Source organism: Paenibacillus sanguinis 2301083 = DSM 16941 (genome assembly GCF_000374825.1).
GTDB lineage: Bacteria > Bacillota > Bacilli > Paenibacillales > Paenibacillaceae > Fontibacillus > Fontibacillus sanguinis.
This window is the reverse complement of the sequence record NZ_KB895393.1, coordinates 17,616-40,689: the sequence shown is the minus strand read 5'-3', so window position 1 is coordinate 40,689 and position 23,074 is coordinate 17,616. Positions and strand designations below refer to the sequence as shown.

The window sequence follows — 23,074 nt, the reverse complement described above, 5'->3', positions numbered from 1 at the left end:
TAAAGTGTGAAAGCTTATCATGTATCCATTAATGGATACGCTTTCATATTCAACATAGCATGTATACCAATTATTGTAAATATATCCATGCAAAGTTTCGTTGGTTTGTCCAGCCGCGATCCATCTAGGCACCTTCGCATAATCTGACGCATATTGTAAGGTAAGAGCAGTCTAGGCAAAGGTTTAGGAAAGGAAGGGTAAGCATGGCAGGGAAAATATTAAGATACTTTGGCGGCGGGAATACGGCACGAGGCTTCCATAACTTGTTTGAGTCGAACTTTCAGGGGCTCCGGCGTTTATTTATTTTAAAAGGTGGCCCCGGAACGGGGAAATCCTCCTTGATGAAGGCGATCGGCTCGGAATGGTCGGAACAGGGATTCGATATTGAATATATCCATTGCTCGTCGGATCGGGATTCCATCGATGCGGTAATCATCCCTGCTCTGAGGGCCGGAATTGTGGATGGTACGGCACCGCATGTGGTCGAGCCTAAAGCGCCAGGGGCGGTTGAGGAATATGTGAGTCTCGGAGGTGCATGGCACTCTCGGCAGCTAGCTGCTCAGCGGGAGCCCATTGAACGATTGAATCAACAGGTTACAGATGCATATCAGGCGGCCTATAGCCATTTTGCCGATGCGCTCCGGATTCATGACCAATGGGAAAAAATTTACTTTGGACAAATGGACTTCGACAGGGCGAATGAGTGGACGGAGGAACTGTTATATCGTCTCTTTGAAGGGAAAAAACAGTCCGGTGCGCCCGAAGTCAAGCATCGCTTCCTGGGCGCAGCAACCCCGACAGGGGCGGTTGATTTTGTACCTAATTTAACGGAAGGCTTGGCCAAGCGTTATTTCCTCAAAGGGCGGGCCGGTACCGGAAAATCTACGATTCTGAAAAAGGTGGCCTCAGCAGCAGAGCAGCGGGGCTACAATACAGAGGTTTATCACTGCGGTTTTGACCCGTACAGCCTGGATATGGTCATTGTCCGCGCCCTGGATTTTGCTATTTTTGACAGCACGGCCCCCCATGAATACCAGCCGGAACGGGCAGGGGATAAAATCCTTGATACCTACAGCGTATTCGTTACGCCGGGTACTGACGAGCGTTTTGCCGCAGAGATTGCACAGATGGGAGCACAATATAAAACCAAGATGCAGAAGGGAATTTCCTCTCTGGCCGAAGCCAAACGGCATCGTGATCAGTTAGAGGAGATTTATGTCGCAGCGATGGATTTTGCCATCGTGGATGAACTAAGGGAGGGCATTCGTGCGGAACTGATGGCCCTGGAGGCTGAGTTATCAAGATAGGAGAAAGCTGCCTCGGCACTATTTGGTGATACCGTGGCGATGCCGTGGCGATGCCGTGGTGGTGCAGATGGTAGGACTCTAAAACATGGAACCCTCTACTTGTGCAGATGTACGAGTATAGAAATTCCATGTTTTTGTTTTGTTTATGGACAATACGAATTATTTATATAATATAATTAGTTTTTTATGTTTACAATTAATTATATAACTAATATAATTAGTTTATAGTGATTGATAACAATGGAAAGTGAGGTGGCTCATGAGTAGAATTGTAACCATAAAAACCGTGACCCAGTTGGCGTTGTTGCCTCGTATCTTCCCCATGAACTGTTATTTTGTAGAGGAAAAGGATGGGCTAACTTTAATAGATACAGGGATGGCCTTTGGCGCCAAGAGTATTTTGCAAGCTGCCAGCCAGCTCGGTAAGCCAATCGCCCGGATTGTGTTGACACATGCCCATCTGGATCATGTCGGCGCGCTGGATTTGCTTATAGAAGCTATGCCTGACGTTCCAGTCTATATTTCGGAGCGGGACGCAAAATTGCTAGGAGGAGACATGTCGTTGTTACCAGGGGAGCCTGATTTGCCTATTCGCGGCAGTATGCCTACCAAGGTCGAGACCAGAGCAGATGTACTTTTGCAGGAGGGGGACCACGTAGGCTCGCTGTTAGCGGTTGCGGTTCCTGGACATACGCCGGGTTCCATGGCTTTTTTAGATACTCGCAATCGGATACTTATTGCCGGAGATGCCTTTCAGACACGTGGAGGAATTGCTGTTGCAGGCAGGATGAGGCTGGGGTTCCCTTTCCCGGCCATAGCAACCTGGTCTAAACGCGAGGCTGTTGCAAGTGCAAAGAAAATAAGCGAGCTTCAGCCAACCCTGCTTGCAGTAGGTCATGGTTCTATGCTGGAGAATCCTGCCGATGCAATCAGACAGGCAATCAAGGAGGCGGAGATGGCGAGGGCCTTGATCCGTGAGCCCAAATAAGAAGGAGCGAATGAATGATGGCAAGCAGAAACAACATTAAATTACCTCATATATTAGACGCTGCGATAGAGATTATAGATGCTCAGGGAATTGACGAATTAACATTGGCAGCTCTGGCGCAGAAGCTGGAGATTCGCTCTCCTTCACTCTATAATCATGTGGATGGCTTGCCGGATGTAAAGCGCCAGCTTTCGATCTATGGTCTGAAGCAGCTTTGCTCTGTGATGATGCGGGCAGCTATAGGCCGCTCCGGTGATGAGGCCTTTCTGGAGATATCTAAGGCCTATCTCCACTTTGCAAGAGCTCATCCGGGTCTATACGAGATAACGTTTTTTGTGCCCGATCAGGAGGATGCTGAGGTCAAGCAGGCGGCACAGGAAATACTTGATCTGGTCACCCAGGTTCTTCGCTCGTATCGTCTGGGGGAGTCGGATACGATCCACATGGCGCGCGCCTTGCGAAGTCTCCTGCATGGCTTTGCTTCGCTAGAGCATCGAGGTGGATTTGGCTTGCCCGTAGATCGGGAGGAGAGCTTTCAGGAAATGCTGGATACTTTTCTTGCAGGACTGCATGCCCGATTTCTCAAGAATTAAATCATTGGCCTGTGCTCAGTATGTCCCTACAGGCTTGCTGGGGGATCGCTGCTTGATCCGGCGAATGACATCAAGCAGACAGGTTGCCGAGCGATCATAGTCCGGATAATCACCGCTATCGCATTCACGCAGGCGTCTACTGCCAATTATGCCCCCGTAAGCCAGCATATCCACAGAGATAATAAATCCATCCACCGATGCCGCACAGTTTAGAATGAACCGCCGAAGATGTTCCGTATTCCCATAGATCGATTCGCGGGTGCCGAGGAGTGGACATGATTATACAGATACGGACTTGCCGGAAGAATGGAAATCATACACCAAATCGTCCTCATTACAATGGGTTACTATTTAATAAAGCCCCTTGAGGGGTTATAGTCTTCAAAAGTGTTAACCTCCGTTCTCTAGTGCTTTTAATGAGAGTGCTAGCGATAATTGTAACAATAGCAGTAATTTGGCTTAGTAAAGGTAAAAATATCTTATCGATGAAGTGCCCAATATTTATTCAGAGCAAGGGCATGAGCGCCAGTATTTGGCCTCATGCCTTTCTCGTTGTGGTCTTCTTTCATTCGCATAAAGGCAGTTTCATGATCCGTCTTGCTGTGGCATTCAAATAAATAAAAGTGTTCAGAACCTCACGCTCGGCTGTAACGTAATCTCAAACGCCCGGCCCCATTTGAAATTCGGATCATTCAGTTCTAAGTCTGCGCCCGTATAGGCGGCCAGAGTCCAGATTGAGCCATGAATTTGCTTCACGTTAGCCGCTGCCGAGGTACTGTCGACCCAGGCAAAGGCCTTCCTGCTCGCCAGAGCCGGAGTATGAGCTTGCATCTGCTCTCGCAGCATCGTAAGTACATGGCTGTAATCCTCCGGTGAATTAAAGAGCAGCATATGCTGGTCCGCAAAATTCTGAGGTATGTTGCTGTATTGGGCATGGCTTCTGGAATACGCTCTGATCTCGGCGATCGTCACCGCCTTATAGTAGTAATCCTTTAAGAAGCGCTTGAACAATAGGGACCCGTGGGCCTGAAGTGCCTTCTCCAAAGCAGATTCTTGTGTCTCCGTAACGAGGAAGGCATATCTCGCTTGAGCCATGCCCAAGGCGATGCCGATCTTGTTACCCGCAGTGTTCCAGCCGCTATAGCCCAGAAGCCGCCCGGTTACAGGTTGCTCCAGCAGAGCATCAGTCACGGCGGCATTCGCCGCCCCTTGTCCCACAAAATCAATGGCAAGCGTGGCCTGCGAGTTATCGCCGTTGGTTTGTATTCGATGAACAGCGTTGCTTGCATCATCAGCGCCCGTAATGGCGATAATCTCGATGTCCGGTGCTTCGGCCACGTGCCTGCCACCGACCATATCGATGTGGCGAAGCAGGTTATCATGTACACTCATGTATTCATACGGGTTGATGATTGTGGAGCCGTCCGGACCGTAATATTGAATCGAGAATCGTTGCTTTCTTCCATTTCGATACAATTGATTCGCCATTCGGGCGACGAGCGAGTGGCCTAGCCCATCCGCATCCGGCAGAATGACAGCCCGGTCCGGATTTTGTCCGCCCCATCCATCCAGCGCATGATCAATAAATTGTTCCACGAAGCGGATTTCGTTGATTTGTACCCCCTGCGTGTTGGCATCATCCACACCAATAGCAAGAAAATCGATAAACCCGGGGCGGGTTAACCGGTCCAGAATGTAATGATTGGTTTTGAACTTATGCCGCCGGGTGTTGTAATACGCCGCTTTATCAAAATGGGTTGTGCTTCCGTAAGGCTCACCCGTGTCTGAAATGTTGTAGTCTGACAGAATATCGTCAAAGCGGGTGCATGAGCGGCGCGGCCGCCCCATCAACTCACGGGATTCCACATATGCGTCATAAGTCAAGCCTTCCACATAAGTCGTGGTAGCCAGTCTCATGATGGTATCGAGAACATACACAGGCTTGCATGGGTATCGCTGCTTAATCTGGCGAATGACATCGAGCAGACGAGTTATCGAGCGATCATAGTCTGGATAATCACCGCTATCGCATTCACGCAGGCGTCTACTGCCAATTAGGCCCCCGTAAGCCAGCATATCCGTAGAGATAATAAATCCATCCACCGATGCTGCAAAGTTTAGAATGAACCGCCGAAGGTGTTCCGTATTCCCGTAGATCGGTTCGCGGGTGCCGAGGATTTTGGAGCCCGAGGTGATAGCCACGGTGTCCAGACCATTTCGGAGGTCCGTGCTGCTCGGAGTAATCAAATGGAGGCCTGCCGAGTAGCCTTGCCTGACAACATCATCCAAATTGACGGGACGATCATCCAGAGGGATGTACAATACGTTTTTCATGTGCGGTTTTCCTTTTCAAGAAGGTAGGCCATGATGCAGGCCTTCACTAATCAAGGTATTTTCATCTGCACAAAAACAACCTGATTCCCCCAATTTATTTCATCCCGCCTTAAAACAGCACTAATATCCCGATAACAAACAGCCCATATAGTGGAGGTATAGACGTCTAGACCATCAAAGGGAAGGAGAATATTTGAACACTTGAACAGGCTAAGAGCAATGCCCAAATATGGATTGCTGGCTCTGGTATTGACGGGGGCGTTGTTCCCGATCTATTGGATGCTCGTTATGGCGACGCAGCAGTCGGCTGATGTATTCACTGCTGTAACGCTTTGGCCGAAATCCATCACCTTGGAGCATTTTATCAACATTTTTGCAGAGGATCATTACCTTATTCCATTTATCAACAGCTTTACAGTGACGGCGGTGTCCTTGCTCATTGTGCTGGCCTTTGGGCTATCGAGCGCCTATGTGCTGGGGAGAAAAGCCTTCCGGGTTCCGTTCAAGCGAACGCTGCTCATCTGGATTTTGCTGGTACGGGTGCTTCCGCCGATCGCCTTTGCGCTCCCGCTTTACATACTCATGAATGATGCCGGACTGCTGAATACGAAAATTCCGATCATCCTGGCGCATGTGCTGGTAAACCTGCCATTTGTCATCTGGTTTATGGTGACCTTCTTTTATACCGTACCAGAGGAAATCGAAGAAAGTGCCAGAATTGATGGAGCTTCCGATTTTCTGGTGTTCTACAAGGTGGTATTGCCACTTGTGTTGCCGGGGATTGCCGCAGTGACCATTCTATCGTTCATGGATTCATGGAATGAGTATTTGTACAGCGTAATTTTTATTCAAAGTCCGGGGGATTTCACCATTCCGCTCAAGTTAGCCACCTTGAATAGTGAGCAGGAGCTGACGGAGTGGGGAAAGGTAGCGAGCGGTGGAATTGTATCCATGGTGCCGGTGATTTTGACAGCGGTGTTTATGCAGAAGCATTTAATGAGCGGCCTTACGGCCGGTGCTATCAAAGAATAGGAGGATGGGAGAAATGAAGAAAAGTTTAGGAATCGTGCTTAGTGCAGTTATGGCGGTTGGTTTGCTTGCAGGATGTCAATCTGGCGGACCGGACAAGCTGGTAATCGCAGCAAGAGGAGGTTCGCATGTCACAGCGATGGAAGCTGTGAAGGGTGCCTTTGAACAAGAGCATAACGTTACTATTGAAATTGTTGGACTGGAAGCGGCGGACCTCAAGCAGAAGGTATCTCTGGATGCCAAGAACAAGAAGGGCGCTTATGACTTGATTATGGCTGATGATCCTTGGATGCCTGAATTTAGTGAAGCTGGTATATTCGCCAATCTGTCCGAGCTGGATGTAGAGCCGGATGCCGATTTTGAAGAATCCTCATTGGCTCTTGGCAAGCATCCTTACGACACCGGGGAACTGTATGCTCTGCCGTTCGCGGGCAATGTCCAATTGTTCTTCTATAACAAGGAACTGTTCGACAAGCACGGCTATAACGTGCCAGGAAGCTGGGAGGAAGTGTTGAATATGGCTGAGGAAGTCCATGCTGCAGATGGTGTGGCAGGCTATGTTATTCGCGGCCAACAGGGCAATCCGATCGTTTCCGACTTTCTGCCTATCTTCTGGGCTTACGGCGGACAAGTCTTTGATGAGAACTGGAAAGCGCAAGTGAATTCCGAGGCAGGGCGGCAGGCGCTGAATACTTATATCCGTCTGCTGGCTGTGGGCGAGAATTACGAGACGACGGACATCGTCAGCTCCTTAGCGGAAGGCCGTGGGGCGATGGCATTAGGCTGGCCTTCGTGGTTCATCTCTGGAGAAACGGCTCAAGCGGACTATGCTCCCATTCCATCGAAAGCAACTGCTAGTGGACAATCGATGTCCACCGGAATGATCGGGAACTGGATGATGGGTGTGGCCGCTAATTCCCAAAATCCGGAGCTTGCTGCCCAGTTCCTCACCTTTATTACCAGTGCGGAAAGTCAGAAGACCATGGTAGAGCATGGCGGTGTTCCTACTCGCAAGAGCGTTTATCTGGATGGTGAGCTTGCGGCCAAGTATAAGCATTTCCCGGTTCAGCTTGAAGCTCTGCAAAATTCGCAAGCCCGGCCCAGAACGGCAAAATGGTCTTTGGCAGAAGAAGCGCTTGGAGCCGAGCTGTCGGCGGCTATCGCTGGAACCAAATCGGTAGAGGATGCTTTAGCAGCAGCCAATGAAGCGATGGATCAGGTCATGCAATAAGGAGCGAAGATATTGATGGATATAAAGGAGCGATATACCTTTGGCTAGTAAGCGGCGGTTTCAAGCAGCAATGCTGGCTCCCGTCATTGTGCTCTTGATCGGTTTGACCGTGTTTCCCTTCACTTATACAGTGATGAACAGCTTTACCGATTATTATTACCTGGCCGCGGAGTCCAAGCAGTTTGTTGGCTTAAGCAATTATATAAAGCTTCTGAATGATGAACTATTCCAGCGGTCTGTCTGGAATACAGTGAAATTTATGCTCCTGGCCGTTTCGATTGAAACGGCTTTGGGGCTCGGCATTGCATTGCTTGTGGAGAGTATGAAGAGGGGGCTGCGGTTGCTGAGAGTGACGTTGCTATTGCCTTCTCTGCTGCCGCCGGTTACGGTGGCGCTGGTGTGGCAAATGATGCTCAGCAATCATAACGGGATCATCAACCATTTGCTGTCGATCTTCGGCATAGGACCCTTCAATTTTTTGATGGATATTAGGCTGGCCTTCGGTGCGATTTTGCTCATCGATATTTGGCAATGGACTCCGTTTGCATTTTTGCTGCTGTATGCTGCATTGCAAGCCATACCCAGATCGCAATATGAGGCGGCAAAGGTGGATGGCGCGAGCGGTTGGAAGGTGTTTGCTCATATTACACTGCCCCACTTATGGCCGGGTCTGTTGCTCGTAGTGCTATTGCGAACGATTGATACCTTCCGCTTGTTCGATAAAGTTAACATTTTGACAGGTGGAGGGCCCGCTAACTCGACTGCGACAGTTACGCAATATATTTATCGGCAGGGGATTTACAATTTGCAGTTTGGATATAGCGCCGCAGCTTCCATCATTATGGTGCTGCTTGTGCTGGCCTTCTCCATCGCCTATATCCTGCGTTCTATTCGGGGAAGCCAGTAACCAGGGAACAAATATACTTCAAGGAATAAGGATACGTGATGGTTATGAATCTGGAGCTTGTTATAGAGGAAATCGGACAATGGGTTGATCGGGTGGCTGCTTTCCAGAGACAAGCGGCAAACCTGTCCCATTTGCGGGTGCAGGTCAAAGGGGACGAGACAGATTATGTCACCGATGTTGACCTCCAATCGGAAGCAATGCTGATTGATCTGATTCGCAGCAGGTACCCTGACCACAGCATTTTGACAGAAGAGCGAGGCAAGCTGGACGGGAATGCAGACTATTTGTGGTTGATCGATCCGATTGATGGGACCACGAACTTCATCCATGGGTTCCCTATGTCCTCGATCTCCATCGCTTTGCAGCATCGTGGTATTCCCGTAGCAGGCATGGTGCATTCCCCTGGATTGGGGATGAAGTTTCAAGCGATCCGGGGCGGCGGGGCTTATCTGAATGGTCGGCGGCTGGAGGTATCCCGAACGCAGGAATTGAAGCATAGTCTGCTGTCGACCGGGTTCCCTAACGGGCTTGGCAAGCAGGCTCTCAATCTGCAATATTTCACTCGAATGCTAGGCAAAGTCTCTGGCATTCGTCGAACGGGCAGTGCCGCGCTTGATTTATGCTTTGTCGCAGCCTCTTATTTTGACGGCTATTGGGAATTTGATCTCAATGCCTGGGATATGTGTGCGGGGGCTTTAATCGCTGAGGAAGCGGGCGGCAAGGTGCAGCGAACCGATATAGACGGTCATGCCCTGACTCTTTGCTGTAATCCAAATCTGTTAGAGGTTTTACAGAGAGAGCTATTGGAATCCAAGGAAATTTGAAGGAATCGAGGACAAACCTATTGATTGGCTACCAACACATCAAACAAGAGATCGAGAAAATGATCGACAACCGGTTATGGAAAGTAGGGCAAAGACTGCCCTCTGAATACGAATTGGCGAAGTACTTCAATGTAAGCCGAGAAACACTGCGTGCTGCTATCAAGCTGCTGGAGCAGGAGGGCAAGCTGTTGGTGAAGCATGGCATTGGTACCTTCGTCATTAAGCCCTTGCCTGTCATCCCAAGCCGTCTGGAGGTTCTCCAGAGTACGGGAACGATGATTAAGCTGGCTGGTCTAACCGAGGCGGATACGAAGGAAATGATCGGGGAGGTGATGTGCAAAAAAGAGTGGGCCGATGCTTTGAATATTGCAGAGGGTTCCAGTGTGATCAAGCTGGAGCGGGTTCGTTATGCCGATGGAGAAGCGGTCGCTTACTCCATTAACATTATGCCGAAGGAACTGGTGGAAGATGCCTTCGAGCGCGTAGACTTTTCCGGGTCTTTATTTGGATTTCTGGAGGAGACCTGCAAGATTTACATTGCCAGAGCCGATACGGAGCTGCTGGTACCCCTCAAGCAGGACAAGTATGTAAGACGTTTGCAGATGGATGAAGAAGTGGAAACCCCCGTTATTCTAATGAAGCAATTGCACTATGACGAGCGGAACCGAGAAGTGTTGTATTCATTTGACTATTTGAGAAATGATATTTTCAATTTCTGGATTCGCAGGGAACGGAAATGACAACCTTTTAATCCGAAGGAGTGGTATGATGAGCAAGCAGCTAATATGGGGAAGAACGGCATTAACGGCGGTCATGGGCTTAGCCCTCTTATGGTCTCCGATTTCGGCCGGCGTTACGGCGGCAGCCCCCCTTTCGATCAACTCTAACTCGTATAAGGCATTTCATGATACTTATGATGAACAAGACCCGGATCAAAAGTTTCTTCATGCGTTGGATACCAGCTTCTACAATGTAGAACTTGATATCATGGTTGACTCCAGTCATAGCACTTACTCCGGTTCACAGTATCCCGACTATTTACAAGGCCAGGTCAAGCTGTACGTCAAGCACGATGCTGCTGCACAGCCGAACACCCGAAATCTTTATCAATATTTTGAAGAGGTTGTAGCCCAGATCGAGCGTAATGGCGGAAGCTTGCATGGCGATGGGCAAAGTATCGTCATCAATCTGGATATGAAGCCAGCTAACAATCCTGATTATGTGCAAATTGCTCGCTCGCTGCAAGCGATGCTGGAGCATTATGGCGCGCTGATGACCTTCGGGAATGTGGGGGATGCGGGCAGCTTTACCGAACGTGCTATCACCGTTTGCCTTTCCGGCTCTGAGGGTTTGAAGAGTGCTTATTTTGATTATATCTCCGGTACGACTGGTAAACTGCTGGCCTTCAAGGACGAGGTGTACAGTTTGACGGACGGGCGGCGGGAGAATCCTGCTGATTATTTTCCAAACGATGCGGATATCTATCATCGCTTCTACGCTATTCACTGGAAGCATATTGAGAGCGGCTTCGATCTGCTAACTCCGGGGAACTGGGCTCAGGATGAGGAGGAACGTCTGGAGGAGATGCTCCGGATTGCCACGGACAAAGGGTATACGCTCCGCTTTTACAGCCTGAACGGCAACGAGGGGGCTTGGCACTATAAGTTCCCGGGTGGCGATGGTGATGCCGCACAGCGCTGGACCCAGTTTGCTTATATGAATCATAAGCTGGGTACCCGTCACTTCGTATCCACAGATTCCTATGAAGCGATAACCAAGGTGTTCGACCGCTTCCTTGTGCCTCTAAGAGATTATAATCATAGGGTCGAAAAGGCAGGAGGCACGCAAAGCGGCACTGATGTCTCCGTCTCCTTAACGAGCGACAATCGCGTGGTCGAGGTACACAAGGCGGAAGGGCTGCTGAATAACAATCTGTGGTACTCTGTCGGCAGCATTCAGGACGATGGATATATCCAGTGGTTGACGAACAAGCGGATTGATCCAAACGGCAGCAGCAAAAACGGTATTCAGCCGCATAGTGGTGTGACTGAGGTTAACGGCCAGCATATCGTAGTGCAAGTGAATCAAACGGATGGGAATGGCTCAGGTCTATGGGCTAATATCGGACGACTGGAAGCGGACTCAACAATTACATGGATGACTAATGAGCGCATTGCCATAGGCGGCCAGCACACGCAAGGCTCATGGCCTCATGTGGCAATCGACGGTGATCGTATCGTCCTCGTTTACCTGAACGGAGGCAAGCTGCAATATCAGGCAGGATTGATCAACTCGGACAACTATCAAATCGCGTGGAATCAAACAGGCACCATCCTTGATCAGAGTGCGGAAAGACCGGATGTTGCTTTCCAGAATGATCAGCTTGTCGTGGTCTATCAGAATAATGGGCGCCTGAACTATACACTGGGTGCCTGGAATGAAGATGGTTCAATAACCTGGGGAACGACAGGGGATATGCAAGGGCAAAATGGAAATGACCCGACGGTTGCATTCGTAGGCAACGATAAGGTTATTGAGCTGCATACCAGTGAAACTACCGGCTTAATTTGGTACAACATTGGCGAAATTCGGGGAAATGCGATTGACTGGGTTCACAATTATATTTGGGATTCTGGCAGCTCCTCCAAGCCAAGCGTGGATTACGATGCGTCCAGCAACACATTGATCGAGCTTCACAAGGCAGGAACGAATGATGCGCTGTGGTATAATAGCGGCAAAATTCATTTGCCATAACCTGAGACGGGTGCTATTCTAGCTGTAGAGATGCATATAAAGGAGCCTGGCCTAATGTTGATTGCCCTGCAGGGATGAATGATGGGAGAGCATGTTTTTAATAAAGCGGCGTTAACACCGTTTTGTTAGGCATGTATTCTAAATTCACTTACAGGGTATGCAGACAGCCATGGTGACAACCACGACCACTATTCTGCGGATACCTGACGGTATCCGTTTTTTAATGGAGGAAAAAACCGCATCTCTTCACTTTTAAGCTTAGTCTGCTGTCCTCTTAAATGATGAACGGAGGAAATTACATTGGGCAGAGCAACACGCTTGATATTGGTTGAGGGCTTGCCGGGTTCAGGGAAGACGATGACAGCCCAAATGATACACCAGCTTTATGAGGAAACAGGCTGGCCTTCACGGTTGTTCCTTGAAGGAAATGGGGAGCATCCGGCAGACTATGAGGGAGTGGCGTATAAGGAACAGCTTAAGCAAGCATTGGCGGAGGTGTTGGTCAAGTGAACCTATTCCAAGGTAATAGGGTTAAGTTAACAGCATTAACGGAACAAGATGCGGAGATTTACGCAGACTGGAGCAACGACTCTGAGTATCTTCGCAACCTGGATACGGATTATGCCCGTCCACGTAGCGCTGAAGGGTATAAATCGGATATTCAAGCCACGATTTCGGATCTTGCACAAATGGAATTTGGCATTAGACAGATAGATAATCATAAGTTAATTGGCTTTGCTGCACTGAATGGAATCGAGTGGAACAACCGGGCGGCACATCTTGCAATAGGAATCGGTGAGAAAGAGTATCGCAGCAAGGGATACGGCACTGAAGCCATACGGCTCCTGTTACGGTATGCCTTTCACGAATTAAACCTGAATCGGGTGGGGCTGGACGTTAACGACAATAATATTGCTGCGATTCGCGCATACGAGAAATGCGGCTTCACAGTGGAAGGCCGAATGCGAGAAGGCATCCTAAGGGATGGAGTAAAGATCGATCGAATCTATATGGGATTATTATACCGAGAATGGCTTGCACTCCAGGAATGAATAAAGGACATTGTCTCGGGTATGTATCACCCGTTCAATTATAGCTGCTAAGGAGAACACCCGGATGATTCGTGTGATGCTGATTGATGATGAAGAAGATGCGCTTGATTTGCTTGAGATTTTACTAGGACAGCTTGGAAATGTACAGGTGGTCGGTCGGTACATGAATCCGGCCGAGGCTGCTCAGGTGATTCAGGCGCTCCAGGATGGAGGACAAGGCTTAATTGATGCGGTGTTCCTGGATTATCAGATGCCAGGCATGAACGGGATGGAGGCAGCACGAGCAATCAGGCAAATGATCCCCCAGATACCAATCATCTTCACGACAGCCCATGCCCAATATGCTGTAGAAGCATTTGAGATTCAGTCTATCGACTATTTGCTAAAGCCCTTTACGCCAGATAGATTGCAGAATGCAGTTGCTCGTGTCCAGCATTACATGACCCGCTCCCCCCTTGGTTCCTCGTCCTCCGTCCCTTCCGAAGCCGGACCTATCGAGAATTTGTCTGCTGCCATTCAATGTTTGGGAGGATTCCAAATCAGACTGCCGGGCAACGGAAGCAGAGTGCTGTCGTGGAAGACGAAGAAGGCAAAGGAGCTGTGTGCGTTATTGATTCATGCAGACGGCGAATCCTTAAGTACGGCAGCGATTCTTGAAGCCATCTGGCCTGGATACGATCTGAACAAGGCGAAGACGTATCTGTATACATGCCTGTCTTATTTACGCAAAAGCCTGACAGAAAATCAGATACCGATTCATATTCACAAGGTTCATATGGGCTTTGTGGCTGAATGGGATGGAATGAAGCTCGATGTAGCCGAATTCAAGCACTTGGTAAGCCAGTTCAAAGAGCCGAGCCCCCAGCCGGACCATATAGCTGCTACAGAGATGGATGCACAGCTGTATGACCAAATGAATCAGTTGTACAAGGGCGATTATATGGATGCCTGCGATTTCAGATGGGCGGAGCCCAGACAGCTAGAGATTAGGGGAGCTTATATTCGTGCGCTTCGTGTATGGTATGCGCATTTCCGCAAGCAAGGCCATGCCAGTCTGGCTGTAGACAGCATGCAGCGTATATTGGAGCTGCTTCCTGATTCGGAACAGGACGGACGTGAACTGATCAGGCTGCATCTGGACATGGGCAATCGATATGAGGCGCATCAAGTAGGCGTTCAGTTGGAGCAAGCGGTATGCCTGCAGTTGGGGGCTGATCTGGAGGAACAGACAGTGCTGCTGATTCAGCGAACGAAGGAAAAGGCAGAGTGGAAAAAGCGATGAGAAAACAAGCTGAAGCTGCTTGTATTACAATTTTTCTGCTAGTTGCTGCCTACGGGATTTTCCTGATTTACGTATCCATGCCCAAAGAACAGATACCCGTCGCAACGGGCGGAGTTCTGGACCTGACCTCCTGGGAGTTCGCAGAGAACGGGGTTATTCCACTGGATGGTGAATGGGAGCTGTACCCGGACAGGCTATTAACTCAGCAGGACCTGCCCTCTATGGCTGCCGGGGACGAATTAACGGCTGCCATGATTCAGGTGCCAGGATCATGGTCGCAGCAGATGCCTGTTAAGGGGATGGCGACCTACCGATTGCGGATCAAGCTTGATGACATAGCTACCAGTGAGGTGTATGGACTCAAAACATCATCTATCCAGGTATCAAATCAACTGATAGTGAATGGGCAGATGCTTGGCTCCAGCGGGATTCCGGGCAGGCAGCCGGATTATGCAGCCTTGAATAAACCATATGTCACATACTTCACTCTGCAGCCTGGCTCGAATGAACTGCTGCTCCAGGTAGCCAACTATGATTTTCGTGCCAGCAGCGGGATCATTGAGTCTGTCTTTCTCGGCACAGCTACGCAAATTTCCGACCTCAATAATCGTGCAAACCTTCATGACTGGATTACTATAACGGCTTTTCTCGTCATGGGCTTATATTTTATTGGCTCATTTTCTCTGCGCCGCAAGGACTTTTCAATTGCTGTATTTGGTATCGTCTGCATGTGTATCGCTTTGTTCACCAGTGTAAACGGTGAACGAGTGTTGTTCGAGGTGGTCGGTCCGCTGCCCTTCTGGTTATATTACCGTATTCAGATGGTGTCAGCAGCAGGTGTGGGGCTTGGATTTTTCTTCTATATCTATTCCGCCTTCCGTCTCTATTGCCACAAATGGTTCGTTCGCGGTGCGTTGAGCTTCGGGGCAATATTGCTAGTGTTGCATGTGCTGTTTGGTGCCCAGCTTTCACTATGGCCGTTCCGCGAGATGTCGACGTTCTACGCTACCTTTTCGCTGCTGTATGCCACCTATGTATTCGTATTGGCGGCTCTCCATAGGGTCGCGGGCAGCCTGTATCTGGCTGTAGCCGCCATGGCCACGAATGTACAGGCGCTGAAGCAGAATATGAACATTTACTATGGAGTGCGGATTTTTGAAATGGCGCCGATCGAGCCCTTCCTGATGCTGCTGATGCTGGCCTTGTTGATGTCGGTCCACTTCTCAAACGCCTTCCGCAAAATCGAGGAGCTATCGGAGGAACTGCTGCAGGCGGACAAGGTCAAGGATGATTTCCTGGCCCGTACCTCGCATGAGTTCAAGACACCGCTGCATGTAGTCATGAATATTTCACGTTCCATGCTGAATGATACCGTCCATCCGCCAACGCCCGAGCAACAGGAGAAGCTGCAATTGATGACGGATATGACCAAAAGATTGTCACAGCTGGTGTACGACATACTGGACTTGTCCAAGCTGCGACAGGGCGAGCTCCAGATTACTCCGGCGCCAATCGACATTCGTGCCGTAGCTGAGATGCAGGTGCGCTTCTACTCTTATTTGGCTGTCGAGCGGCAGCTCCACCTGGTGAACCACGTCCCGGCGCATTTGCCTTTTGCACTGGCCGATGAGGGTCGTATGGGTCAAGTGATCGGTAATTTGCTGGATAATGCGATCAAGCATACCGAGCACGGAAGCATTGTGGTGACGGGAAGAGTGCATGACAACCAGCTCGAAATTGCGGTGCAGGATTCAGGGCGGGGCATTGAGCCGCAGGACCTCGCGCTGATCTTCGATCCGTTCAGATCACTTCAGGGAACGCAGCGGGGAGGCTTCGGATTAGGGCTCTCCATCGCAAGACAGCTGGTAGAGCTGCAGAAAGGTACACTCACAGTCTCATCGACGCCTGGAGTTGGCTCGACATTCACGATTACGCTTCCTATTGCATATCCAGGCAACCAGGCAACTATACTCGCTCCAGACGTCGAGGTCGCCCCCAGGCAAATGCAGTATTCGTTTGCTACGCCTTATTATTCAAACCGCGAGGGCAGGCATACCGTACTCATCGCTGACGACCAGTACGAGAATCTGAAGGTTCTCATCGACGCGCTTCAGGGGCTTGATTATCGGGTGATTGCGGTGAAGAACGGGTATGAGGTGCTGGAGCAGCTTCAGCAAGCAGACAAGGTTGATCTGGTCATTCTTGATCTGATGATGCCGGGAATATCAGGCTATGAGGTGTGCCAGGAGCTGCGGACGCGATATTCGCTGCTGGAGCTGCCGATCCTGATGGTGACAGCAGCCATCCAGCCACAGCACAAGGTAGCAGCCTTCCAGGCAGGTGCAAACGATTATTTGCCCAAGCCGTTCGATATGGAGGAACTGAAGGCTCGCATCGGAAGTCTACTGGCGATGAAGGAATCCCTTGGACGTGCCGTTCAGATGGAGGTAGCCTTCCTGCAATCCCAGATCAAGCCGCATTTTCTGTTTAACGTGCTGAATAGTATTGTGGCCTCAAGCTATACGAATATTGAACGGGCGCGGGGAATGATTGTCGATTTGGCGGATTACTTGCGCGGCAGCTTCCGCTTTAGCAATACGGACGAGAGAATTGCCTTTGAAGAGGAGTTCAAGCTCATACGAACCTATGTGGACATTGAGCAAGCTCGCTTCCGCGATCGGATCCGCTTTGAATCAGACATTGCGACAGGCGCGCTGGAGCTGCGCATTCCGCCACTGCTACTGCAGCCGTTAGTAGAGAATGCCATTCGTCATGGGATTGGCGACCGCCTTGAAGGGGGCCTGGTTACTCTAACCGTGAGTGAGGCGGATGGGTATTGGCAGTTTGTTGTAGCTGACGATGGGGTTGGCATACCGCCGGAGCGATTACAGGCGCTGCTTGATCGCACGGTGACTGATGAATCGCAAGGAGTTGGCTTGCTGAATATCAACAAGCGGCTGACTTATGAATACGGTATATCGCTGCAACTGGAGAGCACTCCGGGGCACGGAACAGAAGTAACTGTACGCATCCCTGCCTCGTCCATGTCGTAATAAGCGCTGGAAAAATGATGGTCTAGGCGATGGCTCTAATCAAGGTGATAGCTTTCATAACATCATAACAGGTTCCTATTGATTGCATAATAGGGCCTGTTTTTTTTGGCTCAAAACCGAAATCTATGCTTGTCATGTGGACGATGAGGTGCGGCGGGTTCGTAGAGCTCTTCCGATCGCTGTTGTTCATAGATTTTCTTGATTCATAAAATTCATATAAGGTTGAAATCCACTCGCAAAGGCGACCAAGCGTAGGCTTTTAAGCACTGATTTTTAGATTGATCCTTTTTCAGAAAAAATTTCTGCTGATTAAGGTTATTATTCAGCTGATTATTCGTGTAACTGTGAAAAAAGGGGTGTTGGCGCGGAAATTGCTGTAGAATCGTGTCAATTTTTAAGGTTTCTTTAAGGTTTGATTTTTTATACTAGGCTAAAAGAAGTGGAGCAAAAGTATTACAGGATTGTGGAAGCTGCCGCTTCCGGCTGGCAGGAGGGATCAAGGGATCGCATCTATACATCAACAAAGAAAGGAATGAACTGAACCATGAGGAAAGGCGTTTTGACAGCAAGAAGAGTTTGTTTAATTCTATTGGCATGGATGCTGACGATGGGATATCTTCCTCCACTCCAGACATGGGAGGCGGACCGTGCCTATGCAGCTTCCGAGAAATGGACGACTGTAGGCAGTCCAGGCATCTCGAACGGATATATGAGATATCACCGGCTGGCAGTGGGGGATGGTACGCCCTATGTGACTTTTCAGGATGTAAATGGGCGACTGAATGTCATGACCTATTCCAGTACAGATGGCTGGCGGACACTCGACAACACCGGGCTCAACCAACAGACCTTTTACACGACCCCGATTGAGGTTCATCATGGCGCCCCTTATATTGTCTATCCTGATATGGCTCATGATGGCAGGGCTACGGTCATGAAGTATAGCGAGGGAGACGGCTGGGCACCTGTCGGTAATCCGGAGTCATTGCCGCCTATGGGCTATAACGCCGGAATGGACATCGACGAGGATGGTACGCCCTATATAGCATTTACAAACAACTTCAAGATATTTGTCATGAAGCATGATCCGGCAGATGGCAATTGGAAATTTGTAGGGAGCACCCTCTATGCCGAAGACAGTCCTGAGGATATCCAGTTGAAGATGGATAATGGTGTCCTCTTTCTGACCTACCAGTATAACTATAACGGTTATAAAACAGCGGTCATGAAATATACAGAAGCAACCAACTGGACGAGCCTGGGAGATGGCATTTTTAATAATAATGGAAATTATTACTCCGCGTTTGCAGTCTATGATGGTCAGCCCTACCTCGCATTCGGAGATCGTACTCACGGCAATAAAGCAACCGTTGTTGCTTATAGCGAGCAGAATGGCTGGAAGCCTGTAGGGGTGGAGGGCTTCTCGCCAAACGGTGCCTATAATACAAGTCTGGCTATGGATGAAGATGGTACACCATTTGTAGCTTTCCGTGATGGGGCCTCTGCAAAGGCGACTGTGATGAAATACGGCAAAGACGGTGTGTGGGGAATAGTGGGAAATGCCGAGTTCTCCGAAGGCTTGATTAACGATACCTGGCTTGCGATTGACCACGGCATTCCTTACATTGCCTATCAGGACAGTGTATACGGTCAAAGCATGACGGTCATGAAGCTGGGCGAGGCATTCACAGTGACCTATAGCGGCAACGGCGCAACCGCCGGTCATGTGCCTGTAGACAGCCATTTGTATGATGATCAGGCAACGGTGACGACCGTGGGCAATACAGGGAATCTGGAGAAGCCGGGCTACGCTTTTGACGGCTGGAATACGGCAGCGGATGGCAGCGGAACGGATTACAAGGCTGGTGACACCTTTACGATCAGCAATTCCAATGTTCTGCTGTATGCAAAGTGGACCTCATTGAACGTGACCGTCGACTATGCGCCAGGGGAGCATGGAACGATCAGCGCAGCGAACGAGACGGTAGTGAAGGGCGGTCATCCGGCAGCAGTGCCTAGCGTCACTCCACATAGCGGCTATCGCTTCACTGGCTGGAGCAGCGATGGTGGCCTGACGAAGCTGAGCAGCGGCGAGTTGAAGACAACGGTCGTCACCCAGGCCATTACCTACACGGCGTACTTTGCTCCCATTGTTAAAGGCGATCTCAGCGGCGACGGCATCTTGACGGCTGCGGATGCACTAATGCTAACCAAGTATTTGAGGGACAGCATCCATTTGACGCCTGAAGAGCTGGAAGCAGCAGACGTTAATGGTGATGGGATTGTGGATGAGAAGGATGTCAAGGCAATTCTGGCGATCATTACAGGAAAGGGATGAGCATATGAAAATGGATAACACAAAGAAGCAACTGGCTGGCTGGAGAAGATGGACGTCGATGTTACTGGTGATCTGTCTGGCACTGTCCATCAGCCCGATGATTCATGCCGAGAGTTCTTCTCCTGCACTTGGGTTGCCCATCGTGGAAGTGACTTCTACGGAGGGCAGTCCTGGAGATATAGTAAGTATGGCGGTATATGCCGAACCTGAGTTTCTTATTCACAAATTTAATATTTCGCTTCAGTATGACCCCAATTCACTTGAATTGGTAGACTTGAAGAACGAGCTTGAGGTATCTTCGGATACATACTCTAGCGATTCAGCGCAAGGCCAAATTAATCTCGATTCTCCAACTGATGAAGTTGTAGCCATCATGAGCAAAACCAAAATCGCAACATTGGAGTTCAAGATCAAGGAAAATGTATTGCCTGGCGAGGTGGAGGTGAATTTTACCGAGCATACTCTTTATGAAGGTAATGAACCCGCAGAGCCGTCTTATGCCTCTAATGGCAAAATTACGGTCTCAGCCGGGCAATATACGGTGGCCTTCGACCCACAAGGCGGCAGCGCAGTAGCAAGCATCACGGGGGTAGACAGCGGGGCAACCATCAGCGAGCCGCTGGCTCCGAGCAGGGCAGGCTACAGCTTCGTGGGCTGGTTCACTGATCCGGCCGGAGCATCGGCATGGGATTTCTCCTCAGCAGCGGTTACGGCCAATACGACACTTTTTGCCAAATGGCTGCGTCATACTGCAACCATTGGCATTGCCAGCACAGCAGGCATGCCAGGAGAGACGGTCAAGGTGCCAGTGACGGCAAGCAGTGCAACTCCTGGAATTGGCTCCTACGTGCTGCAGATTGACTTTGATGCCGCTGCACTGCAAGTGACGGGCATTGAAGGTGAATCAGGTGACTACTTCGATTCCAACTATGATAATGCGGAGGGCTGGCTCAAGACAGCGTGGGCAGACCGTGACGGCGGAGATACGCCAATGATGGCTGGAGACAAGCTGTTCACCATCACCTTCCTCATCAAGAGCGACGCGGCAATCGGGAACAAGCAGTTGACGGTGCAGACGTCGGACCTGAACCATTTTTCGGTCACAGATGCTTTGGCCGCTGAGATGGAGAAGACGCTGGAGGCTGGTAAAATAACGGTCAGCGACACTCCGGCCATTAACCGTGTAAGCGTGAGCCCGGCTAACATTGGCGTACTGCCGGGAGGCAGCCAGCAGTTCAATGCTGTAGTAGACGCTTCAGAGGGCGCGGATACGACTGTACTCTGGTCCATCAGCGGCAAGAATGACAAAGTAACCATTGACGATACAGGCAAGGTTGATATTGCGGCGGATACCGCACCGGGATCGTATACCGTTCAGGCCGCTTCAGCAGCAGATTCCAGCAAGAAAGGCACAGCGACGTTAACGGTCCTGCCTGTTCCGGGATCGTCTGGTGATTCACCGGCTGCGCCACAAGGTCTTGCAGCCGTTGGAGGAGACCGGCAAGTGAACTTGAGCTGGAATACGGTTACCGGAGCGACGTACTATAACATTTATATGGCGACAGAGCCATGGGCATACAGCGATCAGGAGATCGCAAGCGTAACAAGCTCGACCTACACTGTTCGGAGCCTGACTAACGGCCAAGCTTATTACTTTACGGTAAAAGCAGGTAATAATCAGGGCATAAGCGTGGCTTCGCTTCAGGCGAGCGCAACCCCTGGTGCAGGAAATGTTCCGGGAGTTGACACACCGACTCCTCCAACGAACGTGACAGCTATTGCAGGGAACAGACAGGCAACGGTTCGCTTTACAGCACCCGCAAGCGATGGCGGAAGCCCGATTACCAGCTACGAGGTTACTGCTGAGCCGGGCGGACAGACGGTTGCAGGAGCAGCAAGCCCAATCGTCGTGACTGGCTTGAGCAATGGCACCAGCTATACATTCACGGTGAAGGCTGTGAATGCCGTCGGGGCAAGCGTGGCTTCTGCTGCATCCAATGCCGTGGTGCCAAGAAGATCTTCCAGCAGCGACGACAATAGCGGCACCGGAAATGGAGGCAGCACCAGCGGCGGTTCGGGTGGTGGTAGCACGTCATCAACGCCAACGACATCCCCAACCTCCGGCGGCGTGGAAATTCTGGTCAATGGCAAGGCCGAGCAAGCAGGTACAGCTGTCTTGGCAGAGCGCAATGGACAGAAGGTGACAACGATTCAGGTCGACCCGCAGAAGCTGGAGCAGAGACTGGCAGCAGAAGGTCAAGGAGCAGTCATTACTATTCCGGTCAATACAGCGTCGGATGTAATTATTGGCGAATTGAACGGGCAAATGGTCAAGAGCATGGAGAGCAAGCACGCGGTGGTCGAACTCAAGACGGCCCAGGCGACATATACGCTTCCTGCAAGTCAGATTCAGATTGACGCACTTGCGGACAAGCTAGGTAATTCCATCGCACTGGAAAATATCAAGGTGCGCATTGAGATCGCTGTAGCGGCAGCGAGTATGCTGCAGGTGGTAGAGAACGCAGCTGCACAAGGCTCATTCACGATTGCCGTATCACCACTTGAATTTACCGTGAGGGCTGTCAATGGCGATTCTGTGGTCGAAGTGTCGAATTTCAATGCTTACGTGGAGCGAAGCATCCTGCTTCCAACTGGCATTGATCCGACCAAGATTACAACAGGTGTCGTGGTTAACCCAGACGGAAGTGTACGACATGTGCCGACGAAGGTCGTGAACGAAGGTGGGACGTATTATGCACAGATTAACAGTCTGACCAACAGCACTTATTCCGTCGTATGGCATCCGGTTGAGTTCAGGGATGTGGCTTCCCATTGGTCAAAGGCTGCTGTGAACGATATGGGTTCGCGGATGATTATTGAGGGAACTGGCGATGGGCGATTCAGTCCGAATCGTGACATCACCCGTGCAGAATTTGCAGCTATTCTCGTGCGGGGGCTGGGACTCGCTTCGGAGCAAGGTGACATGGCCTTCTCGGATGTGAAGCAAGGAGACTGGTATAACAAGGCCGTCAGCACAGCACAAGCTTATGAACTGATTGGTGGATATGAGGATGGCACATTCCGTCCGAACGACAAGATTACGCGTGAGCAGGCCATGGTCATGCTTGCAAAAGCCATGAAGCTGACTGGATTGAAGGATAAGCAGTCTAGCGCATTGACACCCGCAGCTACCGTGCTGAGTTCATTCAAGGATGCAGCAGCCGTATCGTCATGGGCGCAAAGCAGCGTGGCAGACAGCGTGCAGGCAGGCATTATATCCGGTAGAGGCGCTGCCGAACTAGCACCGAAACAGCATATGACTCGTGCTGAGGTAGCGGCGATTATTCAAAGGCTTCTGGAGCAATCCGAGCTGATTTGATTC

17 protein-coding genes are annotated in these 23,074 nt (G+C 50.3%); 15 read left to right on the top strand and 2 right to left on the bottom strand.

The annotated features are described in order from the left end of the window. The first annotated feature begins 203 nt into the window (after positions 1-203). The 3 genes from C557_RS0119745 to C557_RS0119735 all read left to right on the top strand — a co-directional run bounded on the left by C557_RS0119745 (position 204) and on the right by C557_RS0119735 (position 2,888). Entirely contained in the window at positions 204-1,307 is a 1,104-nt protein-coding gene (locus C557_RS0119745) for a PRK06851 family protein (RefSeq protein WP_018753602.1), read from the top strand. Positions 1,308-1,566: 259 nt separating this feature from the next. Beyond that, positions 1,567-2,295 carry an MBL fold metallo-hydrolase gene (locus tag C557_RS0119740; protein WP_018753601.1) on the top strand — a complete coding sequence of 243 codons (729 nt, stop codon included), beginning with the start codon at positions 1,567-1,569 and terminating at the stop codon, positions 2,293-2,295. 14 nt (positions 2,296-2,309) lie between these two features. Further along, positions 2,310-2,888 (top strand): WHG domain-containing protein, encoded by a 579-nt coding sequence (locus C557_RS0119735; RefSeq protein WP_018753600.1) that lies wholly within the window; start codon positions 2,310-2,312, stop codon positions 2,886-2,888. Between the two features lie 15 nt (positions 2,889-2,903). On the opposite strand, the gene C557_RS25060 is transcribed toward C557_RS0119735, so the two are convergent. Further along, positions 2,904-3,137 carry a DUF4127 family protein gene (locus C557_RS25060; RefSeq protein ID WP_154656289.1) on the bottom strand — a complete coding sequence of 78 codons (234 nt, stop codon included), beginning with the start codon at positions 3,135-3,137 and terminating at the stop codon, positions 2,904-2,906. Positions 3,138-3,515: 378 nt separating this feature from the next. Beyond that, on the bottom strand, positions 3,516-5,222 hold the full coding sequence (locus tag C557_RS0119730) for a DUF4127 family protein (protein ID WP_018753599.1): 1,707 nt from the start codon (positions 5,220-5,222) through the stop codon (positions 3,516-3,518). A 201-nt stretch (positions 5,223-5,423) separates the two neighbouring features. On the opposite strand from C557_RS0119730, the gene C557_RS0119725 reads away from it, so the two are divergent. The 12 genes from C557_RS0119725 to C557_RS0119665 all read left to right on the top strand — a co-directional run bounded on the left by C557_RS0119725 (position 5,424) and on the right by C557_RS0119665 (position 23,071). Continuing rightward, a complete protein-coding gene (locus tag C557_RS0119725; RefSeq protein ID WP_154656288.1) occupies positions 5,424-6,254 on the top strand; it encodes a carbohydrate ABC transporter permease in 831 nt (276 codons plus the stop codon). A gap of 13 nt (positions 6,255-6,267) precedes the next feature. After that, positions 6,268-7,482 carry an extracellular solute-binding protein gene (locus C557_RS0119720; RefSeq protein ID WP_018753597.1) on the top strand — a complete coding sequence of 405 codons (1,215 nt, stop codon included), beginning with the start codon at positions 6,268-6,270 and terminating at the stop codon, positions 7,480-7,482. Positions 7,483-7,522: 40 nt separating this feature from the next. Next, complete coding sequence (locus C557_RS0119715) at positions 7,523-8,389, top strand: carbohydrate ABC transporter permease (RefSeq protein ID WP_018753596.1); 867 nt, start codon at positions 7,523-7,525, stop codon at positions 8,387-8,389. 38 nt (positions 8,390-8,427) lie between these two features. Continuing rightward, a complete protein-coding gene (locus C557_RS0119710) occupies positions 8,428-9,213 on the top strand; it encodes an inositol monophosphatase family protein (RefSeq protein WP_018753595.1) in 786 nt (261 codons plus the stop codon). Positions 9,214-9,233: 20 nt separating this feature from the next. Continuing rightward, entirely contained in the window at positions 9,234-9,953 is a 720-nt protein-coding gene (locus tag C557_RS0119705) for a GntR family transcriptional regulator (protein WP_026263588.1), read from the top strand. A gap of 28 nt (positions 9,954-9,981) precedes the next feature. Continuing rightward, on the top strand, positions 9,982-11,967 hold the full coding sequence (locus C557_RS0119700) for a hypothetical protein (RefSeq protein WP_018753593.1): 1,986 nt from the start codon (positions 9,982-9,984) through the stop codon (positions 11,965-11,967). A 300-nt stretch (positions 11,968-12,267) separates the two neighbouring features. Next, the gene (locus tag C557_RS0119695) at positions 12,268-12,477 is read left to right on the top strand and encodes a P-loop NTPase family protein (protein WP_018753592.1); all 210 of its coding nucleotides are present in this window, start codon (positions 12,268-12,270) and stop codon (positions 12,475-12,477) included. Continuing rightward, positions 12,474-13,019 carry a GNAT family N-acetyltransferase gene (locus C557_RS0119690; RefSeq protein ID WP_018753591.1) on the top strand — a complete coding sequence of 182 codons (546 nt, stop codon included), beginning with the start codon at positions 12,474-12,476 and terminating at the stop codon, positions 13,017-13,019. Before C557_RS0119695 ends, C557_RS0119690 begins: the two co-directional genes overlap by 4 nt. Before the next feature lie 64 nt (positions 13,020-13,083). Beyond that, on the top strand, positions 13,084-14,301 hold the full coding sequence (locus C557_RS0119685) for a response regulator (protein ID WP_018753590.1): 1,218 nt from the start codon (positions 13,084-13,086) through the stop codon (positions 14,299-14,301). Then, entirely contained in the window at positions 14,298-17,354 is a 3,057-nt protein-coding gene (locus tag C557_RS0119680) for an ATP-binding protein (protein ID WP_040677380.1), read from the top strand. The genes C557_RS0119685 and C557_RS0119680 overlap by 4 nt, the downstream gene beginning before the upstream one ends. A 559-nt stretch (positions 17,355-17,913) precedes the next feature. Beyond that, positions 17,914-19,692 (top strand): InlB B-repeat-containing protein, encoded by a 1,779-nt coding sequence (locus C557_RS0119670; RefSeq protein ID WP_205621637.1) that lies wholly within the window; start codon positions 17,914-17,916, stop codon positions 19,690-19,692. Between the two features lie 10 nt (positions 19,693-19,702). Further along, on the top strand, positions 19,703-23,071 hold the full coding sequence (locus C557_RS0119665; RefSeq protein WP_240472990.1) for an S-layer homology domain-containing protein: 3,369 nt from the start codon (positions 19,703-19,705) through the stop codon (positions 23,069-23,071). The last annotated feature ends 3 nt before the right edge of the window (positions 23,072-23,074 follow it).

Coding starts and splice junctions, on each gene's coding strand:
- C557_RS0119745 (WP_018753602.1), top strand. CDS start 204: ATGGCAGGGAAAATATTAAGATACTTTGGCGGCGGGAATACGGCACGA.
- C557_RS0119740 (WP_018753601.1), top strand. CDS start 1,567: ATGAGTAGAATTGTAACCATAAAAACCGTGACCCAGTTGGCGTTGTTG.
- C557_RS0119735 (WP_018753600.1), top strand. CDS start 2,310: ATGATGGCAAGCAGAAACAACATTAAATTACCTCATATATTAGACGCT.
- C557_RS0119730 (WP_018753599.1), bottom strand. CDS start 5,222: ATGAAAAACGTATTGTACATCCCTCTGGATGATCGTCCCGTCAATTTG.
- C557_RS0119720 (WP_018753597.1), top strand. CDS start 6,268: ATGAAGAAAAGTTTAGGAATCGTGCTTAGTGCAGTTATGGCGGTTGGT.
- C557_RS0119710 (WP_018753595.1), top strand. CDS start 8,428: ATGGTTATGAATCTGGAGCTTGTTATAGAGGAAATCGGACAATGGGTT.
- C557_RS0119700 (WP_018753593.1), top strand. CDS start 9,982: ATGAGCAAGCAGCTAATATGGGGAAGAACGGCATTAACGGCGGTCATG.
- C557_RS0119685 (WP_018753590.1), top strand. CDS start 13,084: ATGATTCGTGTGATGCTGATTGATGATGAAGAAGATGCGCTTGATTTG.
- C557_RS0119680 (WP_040677380.1), top strand. CDS start 14,298: ATGAGAAAACAAGCTGAAGCTGCTTGTATTACAATTTTTCTGCTAGTT.
- C557_RS0119665 (WP_240472990.1), top strand. CDS start 19,703: ATGGATAACACAAAGAAGCAACTGGCTGGCTGGAGAAGATGGACGTCG.